16 protein-coding genes are annotated in these 16,652 nt (G+C 35.4%); 10 read left to right on the forward strand and 6 right to left on the reverse strand.

The annotated features are described in order from the left end of the window. Nucleotides 1–442: 442 nt before the first annotated feature. A complete protein-coding gene (locus DD829_RS00980) occupies nt 443–871 on the reverse strand; it encodes a transcriptional regulator (protein WP_116547452.1) in 429 nt (142 codons plus the stop codon). A gap of 651 nt (nt 872–1,522) precedes the next feature. Between DD829_RS00980 and DD829_RS00985 the strand changes: the two genes are divergently transcribed. From DD829_RS00985 to DD829_RS00995, 3 genes are all read left to right on the forward strand, one after another. Next, nucleotides 1,523–4,411, forward strand: coding sequence for a SusC/RagA family TonB-linked outer membrane protein (locus DD829_RS00985; RefSeq protein WP_108409364.1), 2,889 nt, complete (start codon nt 1,523–1,525; stop codon nt 4,409–4,411). Between the two features lie 29 nt (nt 4,412–4,440). Further along, nucleotides 4,441–5,829, forward strand: a complete 1,389-nt coding sequence (locus tag DD829_RS00990; RefSeq protein ID WP_108409365.1) for a RagB/SusD family nutrient uptake outer membrane protein — start codon at nt 4,441–4,443, stop codon at nt 5,827–5,829. 126 nt (nt 5,830–5,955) lie between these two features. Then, the gene (locus DD829_RS00995; protein ID WP_165814835.1) at nt 5,956–8,583 is read left to right on the forward strand and encodes a prolyl oligopeptidase family serine peptidase; all 2,628 of its coding nucleotides are present in this window, start codon (nt 5,956–5,958) and stop codon (nt 8,581–8,583) included. A gap of 164 nt (nt 8,584–8,747) precedes the next feature. Here DD829_RS00995 and DD829_RS01000 read toward each other — a convergent pair whose 3' ends face one another. The 5 genes from DD829_RS01000 to DD829_RS01015 all read right to left on the reverse strand — a co-directional run bounded on the left by DD829_RS01000 (nt 8,748) and on the right by DD829_RS01015 (nt 11,534). After that, nucleotides 8,748–9,107, reverse strand: a complete 360-nt coding sequence (locus DD829_RS01000; protein WP_108409141.1) for a prevent-host-death protein — start codon at nt 9,105–9,107, stop codon at nt 8,748–8,750. Nucleotides 9,108–9,297: 190 nt separating this feature from the next. Continuing rightward, the gene (locus tag DD829_RS24030; protein WP_108409140.1) at nt 9,298–9,573 is read right to left on the reverse strand and encodes a DUF6520 family protein; all 276 of its coding nucleotides are present in this window, start codon (nt 9,571–9,573) and stop codon (nt 9,298–9,300) included. Between the two features lie 21 nt (nt 9,574–9,594). Further along, nucleotides 9,595–11,112, reverse strand: a complete 1,518-nt coding sequence (locus tag DD829_RS01010) for a DoxX family protein (RefSeq protein WP_108409139.1) — start codon at nt 11,110–11,112, stop codon at nt 9,595–9,597. 9 nt (nt 11,113–11,121) lie between these two features. Beyond that, a complete protein-coding gene (locus tag DD829_RS23420; RefSeq protein WP_165796556.1) occupies nt 11,122–11,289 on the reverse strand; it encodes a hypothetical protein in 168 nt (55 codons plus the stop codon). Nucleotides 11,290–11,306: 17 nt separating this feature from the next. Next, complete coding sequence (locus DD829_RS01015) at nt 11,307–11,534, reverse strand: hypothetical protein (RefSeq protein ID WP_108409138.1); 228 nt, start codon at nt 11,532–11,534, stop codon at nt 11,307–11,309. 303 nt (nt 11,535–11,837) lie between these two features. Here DD829_RS01015 and DD829_RS01020 point away from each other — a divergent pair, with 303 nt between their 5' ends. The 7 genes from DD829_RS01020 to DD829_RS01050 all read left to right on the forward strand — a co-directional run bounded on the left by DD829_RS01020 (nt 11,838) and on the right by DD829_RS01050 (nt 16,643). Further along, nucleotides 11,838–13,484, forward strand: coding sequence for a helix-turn-helix domain-containing protein (locus DD829_RS01020; protein WP_123906773.1), 1,647 nt, complete (start codon nt 11,838–11,840; stop codon nt 13,482–13,484). A 79-nt stretch (nt 13,485–13,563) separates the two neighbouring features. Further along, nucleotides 13,564–14,403: an RteC domain-containing protein gene (locus DD829_RS01025; RefSeq protein WP_228408094.1), complete on the forward strand. Its 840-nt coding sequence runs from the start codon at nt 13,564–13,566 to the stop codon at nt 14,401–14,403. A 164-nt stretch (nt 14,404–14,567) separates the two neighbouring features. Next, nucleotides 14,568–14,828 (forward strand): helix-turn-helix domain-containing protein, encoded by a 261-nt coding sequence (locus tag DD829_RS01030; protein WP_108409135.1) that lies wholly within the window; start codon nt 14,568–14,570, stop codon nt 14,826–14,828. A gap of 172 nt (nt 14,829–15,000) precedes the next feature. Continuing rightward, nucleotides 15,001–15,381: a hypothetical protein gene (locus DD829_RS01035; RefSeq protein WP_228408095.1), complete on the forward strand. Its 381-nt coding sequence runs from the start codon at nt 15,001–15,003 to the stop codon at nt 15,379–15,381. A gap of 39 nt (nt 15,382–15,420) precedes the next feature. Next, nucleotides 15,421–15,672 (forward strand): DUF3853 family protein, encoded by a 252-nt coding sequence (locus DD829_RS01040; RefSeq protein ID WP_108409133.1) that lies wholly within the window; start codon nt 15,421–15,423, stop codon nt 15,670–15,672. A 2-nt stretch (nt 15,673–15,674) separates the two neighbouring features. Next, the gene (locus DD829_RS01045; RefSeq protein WP_108409132.1) at nt 15,675–16,379 is read left to right on the forward strand and encodes a helix-turn-helix domain-containing protein; all 705 of its coding nucleotides are present in this window, start codon (nt 15,675–15,677) and stop codon (nt 16,377–16,379) included. A gap of 57 nt (nt 16,380–16,436) precedes the next feature. Then, nucleotides 16,437–16,643 carry a hypothetical protein gene (locus DD829_RS01050; protein WP_108409131.1) on the forward strand — a complete coding sequence of 69 codons (207 nt, stop codon included), beginning with the start codon at nt 16,437–16,439 and terminating at the stop codon, nt 16,641–16,643. Nucleotides 16,644–16,652 lie beyond the last annotated feature (9 nt).

Raw genomic sequence — 16,652 nt, forward strand, 5'->3', positions numbered from 1 at the left:
CATTTATATCAATTAATAATATTTTTAATAACTCAAACCAATCAAGCGTTTTTTATAACACCGATTATAGCACAGCGGAATATAATTATTTTCAAAAGAGAATAATTTATTTTGGAGTTCAATATAGGTTATACAATGCTTTTGATTAAACTTCTTATTGTGAAAAGTTTTTTATATTTTGAATAATTTATTCTGTTCCATATTCTTGCCAGAATTCAAAATGTAATCTTCCCTCAAAAAGCAAATAAATATATTTTTTAATTTAAGAAAGTGTTTATTTTAAAAACGATTATACTTAATGAGTTGTAAGGATTGAAATTGTATATTGTTCTAAGGATAACCTGTTGTACATTTAGGAAATCCATTCAATATTCTGACAATCAATGTGCGTTAAATTTAGCAAATCGTAAAAACTTATTATTATAAAGATGGAAGTTTTTTGCTAGAGAGTTTTTTTTCTTCTATTATTATAAGCTTTGATTTCAACTTCATTTAAAGGACGCTTATCTAAAATTTTATAATTCTTAATGATATTATTTTCTTTGTCAAATTGAACTTTATCATTTTTTTGTCTATTTACTTCTATTTTTAGATAGAGTAAATCTGTACTTAATATCGTGTCTGGTAAAAAATCCTTATAAGAACTTTTATTGAGTGCAAATGCTAATAAATGTAATTTTCGTATATTATATCTTGCATTAGAACTGAAATTTTCAACTTTTCCCACATATCCATCAGCAAAACCCATTCTTTGAGAAAGTTCAACTTGTGATATATATGGATACATACGACCTCTTAATTCTCGAACCCGATCAATTATGAAAAGATCTATTTCTGATATAATTAATTCTACTATCTTGCCTTCAGACATTATCATTTCTTTTAAGCAATTAAAATAATTTCAGTTATTTATACACATCCATATTTGGATGTATTGTAAATTTTACTATATTTGTTAAATATTACATTAGAAAAATGTAATTTTGCGATACTTCAACGAAAAATAGAAGCTATTGCTTAGAATCTCGCTATTGAAAACTGGTAATTTTTAAACGCACGAGACAATAAGTAATGAGGCTCACGACCTAGGCGTGGGTTTCTCTCTTGTCTGTGTGTAAGGTATACCAGTGCCTCAATAGCGGATATTGTAGAGTTTCCACGCCGTTTTATTTTCGGTATTCTCAACATTCTAAGCTAAAATTCCTAAATATAAAGTACGCACGACACGGTACGGTGGTTGCGCAACCATTGCGGCAGAAATGCTTTCTAGGGACAACTTTTTTACGTTCATGTTAATTTTCCCGGTACCTTCTGGTTACCGATACTTAGATGGTATCCGGGATTTTATTACAAAACACAAATTAACTATAAAACCGATATCATGAAACCATTAAACCTTTATTACGACTCCTCCTAGAGCATACCCATAATATTATATTCCATAAAAAAGCCCCTTCCCATAAGTTGACTGCTTAGGAGGGAAGAGGCAAAGAAGTTTAACGAATTAAACCTTTTCAAAATTATGAAAAAATCCTATACCAGCATAGGGAGCATTTGTTTTGCTCTTATGTTGACGGTAGTAAGTGCCCATTCTCAAGCACAGGAGTGGAGAAGTTCAGATACTATTGCCCGAAACAATGCCACCGCTACCGTATTCAGGAAAAAAGCCGATACTTTACTGCCTATGTCTAAATCAGATGCAGAGCAGGTAAAGACTATCGAAGAAGTTGTGCTGAATGCTGGCTATTACAAAGTCAAAGAAAAAGAGAGAACCGGAAGCATTGCTAAGGTTTCAGCTAAAGAGATCGAAAACCAGCCTCTAACAAATGTACTGTCTGCTGCTCAGGGAAGAATGGCGGGAGTGAGCATTACCCAAAACAGTGGGGTTCCCGGCGGAGGTTTTGATATCCAGATTAGGGGAAGAAATAGCCTCAGAACAAGAAGTAACAGTAGTATTGACGGCAATCAACCGTTATATGTAATAGATGGAATTCCAATTGGCGGAAATGTAGTTTCTCCTTATTCAGGAACGATTTTACCGGAAGCCAACATTAATCCGCTTAACAGTATTAATCCCAGTGACATTGAATCCATTGAAATTTTAAAAGATGCCGATGCTACGGCTATCTACGGTTCAAGAGGAGCTAATGGTGTGGTGCTTGTAACCACTAAAAAAGCAAAGAAAGGAAAATTATCACTTTCTTTTAATACTTCATATGCTTTGAGTGAGACGTTCTCTAACCTGAAAATGATGAGTACCGAGCAGTATCTCAGGGTAAGAAAACAGGCTTTTGCAAATGACGGAATTACAAATTACCCTGCAATGGCTTATGATGTTAATGGAGTATGGGATCAAAACCGGAATACAGACTGGGCGAAAACTCTGATTGGAAATACTGCCTCTCAATCCATTACTCAATTATCCTTAAGCGGTGGAAGTGAAACTACGACATTTTTAGTGAGTTTGGGACATCAGGAACAGACTACGGTTTTCGGAAAAGATTTCAGGTATAAAACCAATAACATTTCGAGCAATATCTCGCACCGGTCTTCGGACAAGAAATTTATGCTGAATTTGTCGAATCTCTTTTCGATGCAGGAAAATAATGTGATGAATCAGGACATTACAAGAAATGCTTTTTTATTATCACCAAATGCTCCGGCATTATACGATGAAAATGGGAGCCTGAACTGGGAGAACAATACATTTAATAACCCTGTAGCGGCATATTATGCAACTTATTCCAATAAGAATTTACAATTTTTAAATAACCTCAGTACAGAATACGATATTTTCTCAAATTTTAAGATTAAACTGAATGGAGGACTTAATTATCAGACTTTTGAGGAATGGTCTTTAATTCCCCATACCATTTACAATCCCTCATCAGGATTAACTCCGGCGTATTCACAGACATATACTGCAAATAGCAATAAGCTGTCCTTTATTATAGAACCTCAGTTAAATTATCTTTGGAAAAAAGGGAAACATCAATTGGATGTTTTAGTTGGTGGAACCTATCAAAATGACGTCACTAATCAAGTATCTCTTCAGGGATACGGATTCCAAAGCAATGCCTTTATCCAAAATATAGGATCGGCACAGACCAAGATTATTTCTGATCTGGTTAAAACAGAATATAAATATGCAGCGGTATTCGGAAGAATCAATTATCAGTTCGATCATAAATATATCCTCAATATTACAGGAAGAAGAGACGGAAGCAGCCGTTTTGGTTCAAATAATAAATTTGCCAATTTTGGTGCAGTAGGAGCTGCATGGTTATTCTCCAAAGAAGATTTATTCAAATCTCTCAACTTAAAATGGCTATCCTTTGGAAAATTGAGAGCCAGCTATGGTTCATCAGGAAGTGATAATATCGGGGATTACCAGTATAGGGATACTTTTATTACTTCATCAACACTTATTTATAACGGAGTAGTGGGGTTGTCGCCATCAAGACTTTTTAATCCCGATTTCAGCTGGGAGAAAACCGTGAAGTTCGAAACAGCACTCGAACTCGGCTTCTTCAATAACCGCCTGAATCTAACTGCTGCATGGTACAGAAACCGTTCTTCTAATCAACTCATAGGCTACCAGTTACCTGCTATAACCGGATTTACTTCCGTACTAGCCAATTTGGATGCAACGGTTCAGAATACAGGAATGGAAATTGAACTTAGTGCAAAACTAATTACAACTAATGATTTCAAATGGGATACCAGTTTTAATATCAGTTTTCCGAAGAACAAGTTGATCGCATTCCCTGGACTTCAGGGTTCCACGTATGCTAATTCCTATGTAATCGGAGAGCCTGTTTCTATTGTCAAATTGTATCATTTAGAAGGTATTAATCCACAAACAGGACAATACCAATTCACGGATTATAATGGGGATGGTAAAATCACTTCTCCAGACGACAGACAGGTGATTAAAAATATAGGGATCGAATTTTTCGGAGGACTGACTAACAATTTTACTTATAAAAACTGGAATCTTTCATTCTTATTCCAGTTTGTGAAACAGCAGAACCGAAACTACAATTATATCATGCCCTCTCCGGGAATTATGAGCAATCTTCCCGTGGAAGCCCTTAACGTATGGTCACCTCAAAATCCTGACGGCTATTACATGCCGTATCATTCTACTTCCACCGCTTCCCATGTTTTGTTTCAGGGCAGTGATGCTACGGTATCTGACGGATCATTTATTCGGTTGAAGAATCTTCAGTTAGGATACAGAATCCCGATTCAAAACAGTAAAAGTATTATTAAAGAAGCTAAGATTTATTTTCAGGGACAGAATTTGTATACATGGACAAAATATTTCGGGGTTGATCCCGAGTTTTCCTCCATCGGCTTTCTGCCGCCTTTAAGAACCTATTCATTAGGAATGCAGATCAGTTTTTAATAAAAAAACAAACTCTAAAAAAGAAAAAAATGAAAACCTATATCAATACCATAACCTATATCCTTTTTCTCATCTTATTACAGTATTTCTTTGTTTCCTGTGAGAAAATGATTGATGTCGATTTACCAAATAATCAGATACCTTCAGAACAGGTATTTGAGGATGTACAGACTGCGGATGCGGCTTTGGCAGCATTATACAGCGGATTATGGGATAATTCCCCTTTAGCCGGAGATCAAACCGGAAAATTGTTGGGAACCTATACCGATGATCTTTCGTACTATGCCACGACGTCTACCAACGGGATTTTAGATTTATATCAGAATACCCATACCGATTCCAATGCAGCGGTATATGCGTATTGGGCTTCGGCGTATCAGAAAATCTATATGGCGAATGCCATTATAGAAGGGGTTGAAAAGTCCCATTCGCTTTCAGTGGCAGATAGAAACAGATTGAAAGGAGAAGCCTTACTGATAAGATCCATGCTGTTTTTCTATTTACAGCAAATCTATGGTGATATTCCTTTGCCGACTACTACCGATTACAATATCAATAAAGTTCTTCCTAAAACCGGTTCCAATGAAGCTTTAACAAAGGTTGAGGGTGATCTTAATTCCGTAATAAATCTGATCCCTGATGATTACCGCAATGCGGAAAGAATTTTCCCCAATAAAAAAGTTGCTCAACTGATGTTGGCAAAAGTGTATATGGTTCAAAATACACCCACTAAATGGGTTGAAGCAGAAACCTTACTGAAAAATATCATTCAAAGCCCTTTGTACACCTTCCAAAATGATGTTACGAAAGTTTTTACCAAAACAGGAAGCCATATTTTGTGGCAGCTCAAACCAAAGAATCCGGGAGATGCCGTAAAAGAAGCCAGTATTTATTATTTTACAGGGGCAGCTCCAAGCTCATTTGCCTTGTCACAGGATTTGGTAAATGCTTTTTCAGTAAACGATATAAGAAAACAAAGCTGGATGGCAGCAGTAACTGTGGGTGGAAACACATGGTATAGGGCAGAGAAATATAAGAACAGATCAAATAATACGACAGAATATTCTATTGTATTCCGATTGGAAGACGTGTATTTGCTTTTAGCCGAAGCTTTGGCTCAGCAGGATAAGCTCACGGAAGCTTTGCCTTATCTGAACAAAACTAGACAAAGAGCAGGACTAATTGCCATCACAAATCCTGTTTCTAAAGAAAATTTGCTAAATGAAATTTTACTTGAGAACCGAAGAGAATTTTTCACCGAGTTCGGACACCGTTTTTTTGGACTGAAAAGGCTGAACAAATTACAGACATTACAAGCTACAAAACCCAACTGGAAAGAATTTCACAGGATATTCCCGATTCCTCAGAAAGAAATATTACTGAATACTAACCTTAACCCACAGAATGCAGGGTATTAAATGTAAGTAGTAATGATAAATAAGAGGTAAGAAGAAAATGAATCAAGTAAAAATGAAAGCGCTGAAATGAAAATGAAAGCAAAAAAATATAGACAAACAAAACTGAGGAGCAGTATGTTTAATAGAATGCAAAAATTTTTAGTGTTCATATTTTTGATGGGTTTAACGGCAACGCAACTGCTTTTTGGGCAAAAAACCGAGACTAATAATAATCTTAAAAAAGATAAAGATACCTTAGGGGTTTGGATGTCAAAGTTTTATACCATTACCAACCTCAAAGCATCTCCCAATAACCGTTATGTACTGGTGGGTAAAACGTACAAAAGAAATAATGACACAGTTTGGGTTTTTGATACAGAAAAATCCAATCAACCCATTCATACCCTAGTTAAAAAAAGTAACATTCTATTTTTTGATGATGATAAATTACTTACTTCAGGAGATGGAAAAGCAGAATTGTTACATTTAAAAAACAATCAAAAGAAGGTTTATGAAAATGTGCAGAGAGCTGAAGTATTAGAAAAAAGCGAACACTATTTTATTTTGAACAAAGATAAAACCCTGAATCTTTATGATAAAAATGTGAAGCTGATACATTCTGTTTCCGGAGTTTCACAATATACAACCGATAAAAAATCAAAAATTTTTATTGCTGAAAAAGAAAAAAATAAACAAACTAGAGAAAATACGAATATTATATCAGTTATACTCAGTGACAACAAACGCAGCAAAGAGAATAATTCAAACAAAGAAACTTTGTATTCCACAGAAAATGAAATCACGAAACTGGAATTAGCCCCTTCAGGAAAATACCTGATCGTTATGGAAAAAGTACAGAATTCAGATCATTTGCAGGTTACTTTTATACCTGCAAATACACCTACAAGCCAAAGTATGTCAACAAATCAGGGAAACCCTGATACAAAAAGAGATTTCAAAAGCTTTTCAGGCAAAGCAGATTTTGTTACGGTTACAGAGATTGGTAACGGAAAATCCTATTTCATTGATTTTGACAAAAGGATACCCCCTGTAAAAGAGGAAATGGTGGAGGTATGGTACGGAACCGATAAAAATTTGAGGAAAAAGAAATATGGGACACAGGAGCATGAATATCAGATCTGGAGCACTGAAACAAATCATTCAGAAAAGCTTAGGACAGATCGTTTTTCAACGTTTGCAGCAATGGGGAGCAGCCATTATTTTTTAGCTTTTAATACCGAAGAGGAATTTAATTATGTTAATACGTCTCTTGTATTTTCAATATATCTTTATGATATAACCGATACATCTTACCGCTCCCTTTTTACTGCTTCTTCCAAAATTACAGGAACAAAAGACGGGACGTATATTGTAGGATTTGAGGAAAATCAAGGAAACTGGGTTTTGTATGATCTTACATCGTTTGCGAAGAACCTGCCCAGTCCGACTATTATCACTGAAAAAGGGCTTACAAATCCTGTATTCAGTAGCGATAACCGGTTTTTATTCTTTGAAAGTGACAATGGTCTTTGGCAATATGATCTAAAATCCCAAAAGATGAATCCGGCAGGAATTGCTAAAGGAAAAGACGTGAAAATAATGGATAAGAAAATCCAATCTGCTTATACACAATACAACGCTAGGTTTGAACTGAGTACTATAGACCTTCAAAAACCAATGCTTTTAAAAGTACGTGATAAAAAGAATAACCTGACTTCTTATATCAATTGGAGAAGAGGGAAAACAGAAACACTCATCCCACCGACTCAGAACAGAATTAAAGACATTCAATATAATCAGGACACCGGTAATATTTTCAGTATTGAGGAAAATTATAACAGTCCGCCTGTACTATATCGGTATGAAACTCAAATCAAAAACAAAGAAAATAAAAAAAAAGCGATGTTCAAGTCCGGTAAAGAAGATAAAGTAATTGTCAATCAAAAACAGGAAATTTTATCATATACCAATACGGCAGGAACAAAGCTGAAAGGGCTTTTGTATTATCCGGTTAATTTTGATCAAAAGAAAAAATACCCGATGGTGGTAAGGATCTACCAGCAGCAGGCAGAATCCTGTGGGGTGTATCCTATTCCTGATTTTGATGAAGATGGGTTTAATGTTAGATTACTTTTGGAACATGGATATTTTGTGTTTCTTCCGGATATTATTTATGATGAAAGAGGAACGGGAATTGCTGCCCTTGATTGTGTAAATATCGGACTGGATCAGTTACAAGCTCATCCCAATATTGACCAAAAGAAAATAGGACTCACGGGGCATTCTATGGGAGGTTATGAAACGAATTTTATTGCAACAAAATCAAACCAATTTGCAGCTTATATTTCCGGAGCTTCCGTAAATAATATTATTAAATTTTATTTTTCTTATAATACTCATTTTAATCTTTTCGACTTTTCAAGATTTGAAAATGGACAGCATGAAATGAATGTTCCTTTTTCAGAGAATAAAGAAAAGTATTTTAAGAACAATCCGATTTATGATGTGGAAAAGGTCAGTGCCCCGATGCTCTTATGGGCAGGTTTAAAAGATGAAAATGTCACTCCGGATCAGACCATGGCATTTTATACCGGGCTTTTACGAAACCGAAAACCCGTTATTGCTTTGTTATATCCTGACAAGGAGCATGACTTGGGTAAGGGGAGTAAAGAGAGTGAAGATTTAAATCTTAAGACCTTAGAATGGTGGGGATATTTCCTGAAGGATGAGAAAAACATTCCATGGATTGAAATGGAAATGAAATATTATCAATAATGATAATGGATTTGCAGGCTTTTATACAATTTGCAGATTTGAATTATTTTACATATTTACGCCGGAAATAGATAATTTTTTGTCTATCATTTGTGTTTTAAGAATGACAAATCCTGTCATTCTTTTTTGTTAAAACATTTAACAAGGTACTTCAAAATAACATCCTACGATAAATTATAATTTGTGATAACAAGGCTCAGAATAAAATGAACGTAATCCTGTTCTATTATATTCCTGTCGACCAGCTTGTTTTTGTATTCATATGAGCTTATTGCTTTTGTAAGCTTTTGGTAGGCATTAAACTGATCCTCTTTAATTCGTGTTATGATGTTGCCGTCTTTTTTATGAATAATCTCATCATCTGACGTTCTGACCCTGAAGATCACCTCACAAAGCCTGGGATTATGACTCATCTTTCCCGTATATTTTTCTACAATATTCACCTTAAATGAATCAAACAGGATGTTATTAAAAACAAGATGAGAATCGGGCTCCTGAAAACTAAGCTCAAGTGTATAATCCATCAAAATAATTTTTTTACAAATGTATCTACTAGCTGTTAAAAATCAAAATAAAAGGTCTATTTCTTTGGAGTTAGAGCTTCTAGGTATGGGAATATTCTTAAATGATGAAAAAAATATTCCGTGGCTGGATAGAAATAATAAAATTCAATATAATTAAGAAAGCCGCCCCACCGGAGGCGGCTCATTTTAATTACGGCTGAATCTCATGTAATGTGATTCCGCACATCGTTGGTGACACCAAGCTTTGGAGTGGTGTAGTTCCATCCACTGACCATGTACAAACTGGTCCTTGATTAACGTCACTACAGTCTTTCTCTGCGTTTTCGCAGCTGAACTGTCCTCCTCCCAGATTAACAACTCTGTAACCTGGTACAATTGCTTTTTTGCTTTCTTTTGCTACTTTGGTAGCAAACGCTGAGCCTGTTCCTAATAGGACTAAGGCTACGGGAAAAATGAATTTTCTCATAATATAAAATGGTATTTGTGCCTACTCTTTGGACCGGTTTTCGGCTTCCCCGGATGTAAAATATTTGGTTATGGGTTTTGTAAACTGGTATTGAATAATTTTATCACCAATAATGGCATACAGATATTTATCCGTGACCATAAAATCAGAAACACTCTTATTATCTTTTTTAAAGAGGTAAAAGCTTCCTACATATTCAGGCTTATCCGTTCTGTAGACATCAATAATACTGGCTTCTTTCCATGCTTTTTTAGACTCATGCTTACCCATCAGGTCAGATTGATTAAACAAAAGGTTCTTATGCACAGCTGATCGAAGGTTCACTTTCAATGGCGGGGCGCTCATCTTATGAATGCCGTCAGTCAGACGTTTTGACTCTATTTTAGCAAGCCGTACCGTATCTATGGTATTCATTTTCTTTTGAACATTCAGATCTGCATCCATTACAATAAACTGGTTTCTGTAGGTATAGGTGTAAACCAGCTGTGACCGACGGTTATCTGCAATAAAACTTCCATCTATATCAAAAACACCATCAATCTGTTTCTGAAGAATATCAGAATGCAGCTGTAGCTTTTTATGACCTGTATTTAAATTAAGATCAGCCAATACAAACTGCCGGGTTTCGCTGCTTTGTGTTCTTAGGGCAAAGCGAAGGGAATCCAAAACGATCAGCTGATTGAAGTAAGCATCCTGCAAGCTGATGGTTCTTGCGTTAGGGTTTCCCAGTTTGCCCCTGAATATAACAGGTACTGTTCCATCATGAATATAATAGTAAGGGGCTTTAACCGTTAATTTAAGATTCCGGAAAGGATGTTTCATATTATCCAGATTGGTCCTCATTGATTCCTGATTTGTTAAAGCAGTATCGACAATTAAGAGAGTCTGGGGGAACTTCCTGTTTCCGAGGTAGATGTTCCCATCATCGGACCCTGCAAAATAATAGTGGGAATCACTCAACTGTAAGCTTTTCTGTTCCAATGTCGGATGCATCATAAACCTGCGGGTGAAATTGTTTTCCTTTTTCATGATCTGCTCAGAAGAGAAAAACAGGTAAGTAACAATTCCCATGTTGGCAATAATTACCGAAATTATTAAGGTAATGTAATTTGTCGGCCTCCTTTTATTCTCTTTTTCCGTGATAATAATGGCTGCTATTGCCAAGAGAACACAGATGATATTAAAGATCAAATGTTCTATCCATCCCATTTTCTCCAAAATGCCTCCGCAGGAACAGGGTATAAATTCACTGTAATTAAGGATGAGAAAAATATACACAGTAAATGCAACCATGATTCCCAAAGAGGCGTAGAGCCCTGCTCGTTTCGTAGTTGTGAAAATGAGTGCAGGTACAATCAGCAGCTCTACAATAATCACAGCATAAGAGACAAAACCTGCATAGGCGCTTAAGAGTGGAGATTGAGCGATCTGCACCTGGAAATTTTCAAAATCAAATACTTTACTGATGGCTGCATAACAATACAAAAGGATAAAAAAATAAGCAATCCATATTGGAAGTTGTGTTAGTTTCTTTTTCATAATAAGATTTTAACAATGATATAATAAGATCCAGAGTACTTTCACGCCACAATAGGTAGGCATAGCCGATTTTTCATTTACCGTGATGGTGGTAGTAAGAGGCCCTACGGTTTTCCATATTCCGCTAACAGGACAGTTCTTTCCTGATTCAATGATGAGTGGCAGCTGAGTTTCCATATTGGTTCAAAGTTTGGTTACTTACGGGCTTTCCAGTTGTCCCGATCCTTTGGAGGATCGGTTTCTCTGATTTCCAGTTCTTTTTCAAGTTGAGTACTGTCTGCTTTTGAGACCATTCTTTCAGTCGTAATAATAGGCACATCCGGATAGGGGACATGCGGAAGGCTTTCTTCGCGACAGGATAAAATAACAAGTGAAAGTAAAATTCCTGCAACAATATGCAGTGTTACTATTTTGGTTTTCATGATTTAGGGATTAAAAAATTAACAATCCCGGCCGGTATTTTTTTAGAATTCTGAAAGCGAATTTAGAGTGTGAATTTTTCGAAAAAAAAGGTTGGTTGGTACGATTTATAAATTTTTCAGAGACGATTTATAAATCGTACCAATAAATATTGTTATGTAATTGTTTGTAAATCAGGGTATTTTATTGGATTTGTTACGTGTAATTCCTAAAACGCAGAAATAATTTTTTGCTTGGCTCATTTTGCTTAATTTTGAATCATATTTATAATATTATTAACATTATATTGTTAAATTATTTTTATTTTGAAAATAATATTCTGTTTTTTCGTATTCTTTTGCTTTTTGGTCAATGGTCAGAAATATTCTGATTACAGGGTGCGTTATGATAATTTTGAAGAAAACGATGAACGTGCTCTTGAGTTTGTCAATGCCTATATTAAAGAAGCGAAAGCATTTAAAAATTATAAGGAGCTGACCCAGGCGTATCGGGATGCTGTCAGCTTTTCGAGAAATAAAAAAATAGAATATGCAGATAGCGCTGTTTGGGCGGCATCCCAGGCAAATGACCCCGATCTTATTGGAAATTCCTATCTTACAAAAGGAAGTGTTTACTATTTTACCTACAGAAAATATCAGAAGGCTCTTGATGAATATTTGAGAGCCTGGCAATATTTAAATAAAAGTAAAGATCTCTATCTGCGTCATAAGAATATGTACCATATAGGAGTTGTCAAAAGTTATCTTGGATATTATGAAGAAGCTTTTACCCTTTTTTCAAAATGCCGTTCCTATTATCGGGATACAAGCGTTCCCACAGATTTTCCCAACCTTCGGTATAATATGAAAAAGGGGTATCTGAACAGCCTTCATCAGATGGGTATCTGCCTGTTTTATCTAAAAAAAATAAAAGAAGTTTCCCAGCTCATTAATGAAGGATTGCAGGCATCAGCCGAGGATAAAAATTTTTATATCGAAAGAAGCTATTTTTATAAGCTGAGCGGGATTTTAGCCTATCTAAAGGCAAATGATAAAGAAGCCATATATGACTTTAACATTGCTTTGGCAGGCATTGAAAAGAAAAGTGATTTTACCAATGCATCGCTGATCTATTTTTTAAAAGGTAAAATTCTATTAAGAGACCATAAAGAAAATGAGGGTATTAAGTATTTAGAAAAAGTAGATAGCATTTTCCTGGACCGAAATTTTGCCCATCCTTCGGTAAGAGAAGCGTTTGAGCTGCTTATCACCCATTACAAAGATAAAAATGATAATAAGAAAGAATTATATTATACCAAACAATTATTGCAGTTTGATCGGGTGATGCATAATGATTTTAAATACCTTTCAGGAAAAATCATTAAAGAATATGATACTAATGACTTGCTTACATCCAAAAAAAGGCTGGAATCTTCAGCATTTTACGGATATATTGTTGCCGGAATTTCTTTCGGTGCTCTGCTCGTGATTTCTGCAAGGTATTATAAGGTAAGAAAAAGTGTTAAAAAGTACCAGATTACCGATGATCAGACTTTAGGAAAAGAAGAGCCTGAAGATGCCGCTTCAGAAAAAATTTCTAAGCTGCCTGAAAAGCTGGTAGAAGAAATATTGGGTAAGCTCGAAATTCTGGAGCAAAACAGATTTTATTTAGAAAAAGGGATTACCCAAAATCAGCTTGCCAAAAAGCTGAAAACGAACACGGCTTACTTATCGGAGGTAATCAATGAATATAAAGGTGCAAACTTTAATACATACCTCAATCGCCTGCGGATCGAGTATGCGAAGGAAATGTTAGCAACCAGTGCAGAATGGAGGAAGTATTCTATTGATACCATAGCTCATGAATGCAGATTTTCTAACAGGTCCATTTTTTCCAAACTTTTCACCAAGTTAACGACATTCACTCCGCCGGAATTTATCCAAAAAATCAATGATGAGATTGGTGATCCTTAGTCTTGTTATGACTAATACCAGCTTTATCATTTTTAATAATTAAAAATTTCTACTTTTTATTTAAAATATGCATGCTAACTTGTTTTTTAAAAAGTGTAAGCGATTACAACTGAGTTTAGAGAAACGGCTTGAACAGATCAGCTTTGAACAAAAAAATGACCTTATTCATTTATATGAGAGATCATTAATGGAAATTGATTCTGCCATAAGAATCATTAAACAGGAGGTAAGCTTATATGAGTTTTCGACTGTTGCCGACGAGGTATTTTTTTTCAGGGACATCAAGCCTGCTTTTATTTCGCAGTTTATATATTTTTCAAAACTTTTATCGATTGAAGCCGCCAAACCTAATGCAGGGGAGTCAGCCCTTAAAGAATATTTTGAATGCGAATTGGAAATATTGAAAGGCTTTTATGAAGATCACATCGATTTTTATGAGTATTACAGGCGAAAAGCGACCTATCTTGATCAAAAATATTTTGTCCGCAATCAGTTTGACCTGAAAACCAAAATAGCATCTGGCCTTTATGATTATGATGAAAAATTTGCCACTTCACACGACCACCTTATTTCCCAAATCATTGCCAATGACCGACTGGAAAAATACCTTTTGAAATCTATTGCTGAAATTAATGTGTATGTATACGAAAAGATATCAGATAAATCTCCGCTCCAGTGGTCCGCTTCAAAATCTGCTCTGGTAGAACTCCTATATGCGCTCCACAATACCCGTTCATTTAATGGGGGAAATATTGAGTTTAGCGAGATTATTAAATTTACTGAAAAATCACTCAATATTAACCTGGGAAACTTTTATAAGACGCTTCATGAGATAAAAAGCAGAAAAATTAACCCCACTAAATTCCTTCAGCACCTAAGTGAGAATTTGAATCAATCTTTCCAAGAAGATGATCAATAGGCTCTTTTCCCTTTTTCTACATTAAAAAGTCAGTTATCAGATACTTTTCCACAATTCCTTTATTGATAAGGGATATATAAAAATCTTTCGGTAGTACCGAAGACCTACCGAAAGAAATTCCGACTGATTTCGAAAATTTGTCAAATAAACTAATTTTTGAAATCATGGCAATATCCATTATCACCAAAGAAGACCTTCAGCAATTTAAAGTAGAGCTTTTGGAAGACATCAAGGAATTACTTCAGATAAGAACGACAGAACAGAAATTATGGCTTCGTACTTCCGAGGTCAAAAAACTTCTGAATATTTCTTCCGGAACCTTACAGAATCTGAGGATTAACGGAACCTTATCTTATACGAAGATAGGGGGAATCTTGTATTATAACTACAAAGACATTGAGAAGCTGCTTACGGATTCCAAATAATCACAGAAAACAGGAAATCATGAATCAGACTAAAGATATCATTAATTTTTTTGGGCATGTGATTAAAGATAACCGATTATATCCCTCTCATATCAGTGTATATGTTGCGCTTTTCCAGTGTTGGAGCATGAATCGGTTTCAAAGCCCCTTTCGTATTTGCCGTAAAGAGGTCATGGAATTGGGTAAGGTAAGATCTTTAGGAACGTACCATAGGTGTATCAAAGAGCTACACGTAGCAGGATTTATTATCTATTCTCCCAGTTATGATCCTTATAAAGGAAGCCTTGTTGAGATTATTGATTTTGAGGAGTCTGAAACTTCTTTAAACAAAGGATTTCGGGAGCAAAAATTATCCGTACAAAAAGAAAGCCTCTTTTCTGCACCTACCTTATATGAAGTGGAATTATATTTTAATGAACGTGATTTGCCTTCTGCTGATGCACATCAATTTTATACATTCTACGATTCCCAGAGCTGGAAATTAAGTGACGGGAAACTAATGAACAGCTGGCAGGCTGCAGCCAGGAGCTGGATTTCTAAGGAGAAAAAATAGGTAGCTAAAAATAAGTTTTTCACTAAAAGAAAAAGAGAAATGAAAAAGATAGACCCGCAAACACCCCTTTGGAAGCTGACCGTTGAGGAATTTTTGGAAATTATCCAAAACCTCAATTCGGAAAGCAGGCATGAATATGGACTGAAAGGACTGGCTAAAATTCTGGGATGTTCCGTTTCAAAAGCTTCGGAAATTAAATCTTCCGGAATTTTGGATGAAGCCATCATACAAAAGGGGAAAATTATCATCATTGATAAGCAAAAAGTACTAGAACTTTTTGCCCAGAAGTAACGATGTATTATCAGGAACTCATACAAAAGTTTTGGGACTTCAACCAAAAAGCGCAACTGAGTACCACTGCTGTTGCAATATACCTGTATTTGCTGAAATTAGCGAACGATAATAACGGATATAATGTTACTGTTTCCGATGTAGCGATTGGTAGTACACTCGGAATAACGAGAAAAACGGTAAAATCTGCCAGAGAATCGCTGCGGAACTCAGGACTGGTTCGGTACGAAAGCAAAAATGGGTATTCTTGTTCTTACAGAATAGTACCAGATTATCCTTTACCAATCCTTAGCCAAGAAAAAAGCCAAAAGGTAATAATCAAACATAACCCCTTGATATTAATCGTAGAAAAAAAAGAAAATTTACCATTGGTTGGTTTACCTGCCCTAAGTACTCCCGAAACTATCGAGCAGAAAGAGAAAGTATCTTATAATAGTGCGTCCGAGCCTTTTAAAATGCGAAAAAATCCTTCTTTGGAGGAATTTATGGAGTATGCCTATACGCTGATTGGTTATGAGATATCAATGGACCCTGCTATTAAGGAAAGATACGCTTTGTGGGCCAATAATGATTGGTGCAATAACTTAGGAAAACCGATAACCAACTGGAAATCCTCATTGAAAAATCTGTTACCCTATATGAAAAATAGGATTGATAACGGACAGTTGTCTTTAGAGTCAATCCCTACTATTAAACCTCCAAAGTGATCCTTAAGAGAAAATAAACATTGATGTTTATCTATTTAAAATTTTAAAACTACAAAAATGAAACTATCAGATGTAAAGCCTAGACAGAAAGTAAGTATGAATGGTATTCTTGCCGAATATCAAGGAATTCAAAAAATTAAAATCCCCAATTTCGGGAAAGTAGAAAAAAGAGTTTTCAGAACAGATGAAACAGGAGATTATCTATACTATAATCTTACTGATGGCTCAAAAACATTAAAGTCTGAGAAAATTAAATTGCTGTAGGGGGCTGTC

The sequence above is a fragment of the Chryseobacterium sp. HMWF035 genome, from assembly GCF_003094695.1.
Classification (GTDB): domain Bacteria; phylum Bacteroidota; class Bacteroidia; order Flavobacteriales; family Weeksellaceae; genus Chryseobacterium; species Chryseobacterium gambrini.

What these genes read in the sequence shown, in the direction of transcription:
- DD829_RS00980 (WP_116547452.1), bottom strand. Translation starts at nt 871, where the DNA reads ATGTCTGAAGGCAAGATAGTAGAATTAATTATATCAGAAATAGATCTT.
- DD829_RS00985 (WP_108409364.1), top strand. Translation starts at nt 1,523, where the DNA reads ATGAAAAAATCCTATACCAGCATAGGGAGCATTTGTTTTGCTCTTATG.
- DD829_RS00990 (WP_108409365.1), top strand. Translation starts at nt 4,441, where the DNA reads ATGAAAACCTATATCAATACCATAACCTATATCCTTTTTCTCATCTTA.
- DD829_RS00995 (WP_165814835.1), top strand. Translation starts at nt 5,956, where the DNA reads ATGCAAAAATTTTTAGTGTTCATATTTTTGATGGGTTTAACGGCAACG.
- DD829_RS01000 (WP_108409141.1), bottom strand. Translation starts at nt 9,107, where the DNA reads ATGGATTATACACTTGAGCTTAGTTTTCAGGAGCCCGATTCTCATCTT.
- DD829_RS24030 (WP_108409140.1), bottom strand. Translation starts at nt 9,573, where the DNA reads ATGAGAAAATTCATTTTTCCCGTAGCCTTAGTCCTATTAGGAACAGGC.
- DD829_RS01010 (WP_108409139.1), bottom strand. Translation starts at nt 11,112, where the DNA reads ATGAAAAAGAAACTAACACAACTTCCAATATGGATTGCTTATTTTTTT.
- DD829_RS23420 (WP_165796556.1), bottom strand. Translation starts at nt 11,289, where the DNA reads ATGGAAACTCAGCTGCCACTCATCATTGAATCAGGAAAGAACTGTCCT.
- DD829_RS01015 (WP_108409138.1), bottom strand. Translation starts at nt 11,534, where the DNA reads ATGAAAACCAAAATAGTAACACTGCATATTGTTGCAGGAATTTTACTT.
- DD829_RS01030 (WP_108409135.1), top strand. Translation starts at nt 14,568, where the DNA reads ATGGCAATATCCATTATCACCAAAGAAGACCTTCAGCAATTTAAAGTA.
- DD829_RS01035 (WP_228408095.1), top strand. Translation starts at nt 15,001, where the DNA reads ATGGAATTGGGTAAGGTAAGATCTTTAGGAACGTACCATAGGTGTATC.
- DD829_RS01040 (WP_108409133.1), top strand. Translation starts at nt 15,421, where the DNA reads ATGAAAAAGATAGACCCGCAAACACCCCTTTGGAAGCTGACCGTTGAG.
- DD829_RS01045 (WP_108409132.1), top strand. Translation starts at nt 15,675, where the DNA reads ATGTATTATCAGGAACTCATACAAAAGTTTTGGGACTTCAACCAAAAA.
- DD829_RS01050 (WP_108409131.1), top strand. Translation starts at nt 16,437, where the DNA reads ATGAAACTATCAGATGTAAAGCCTAGACAGAAAGTAAGTATGAATGGT.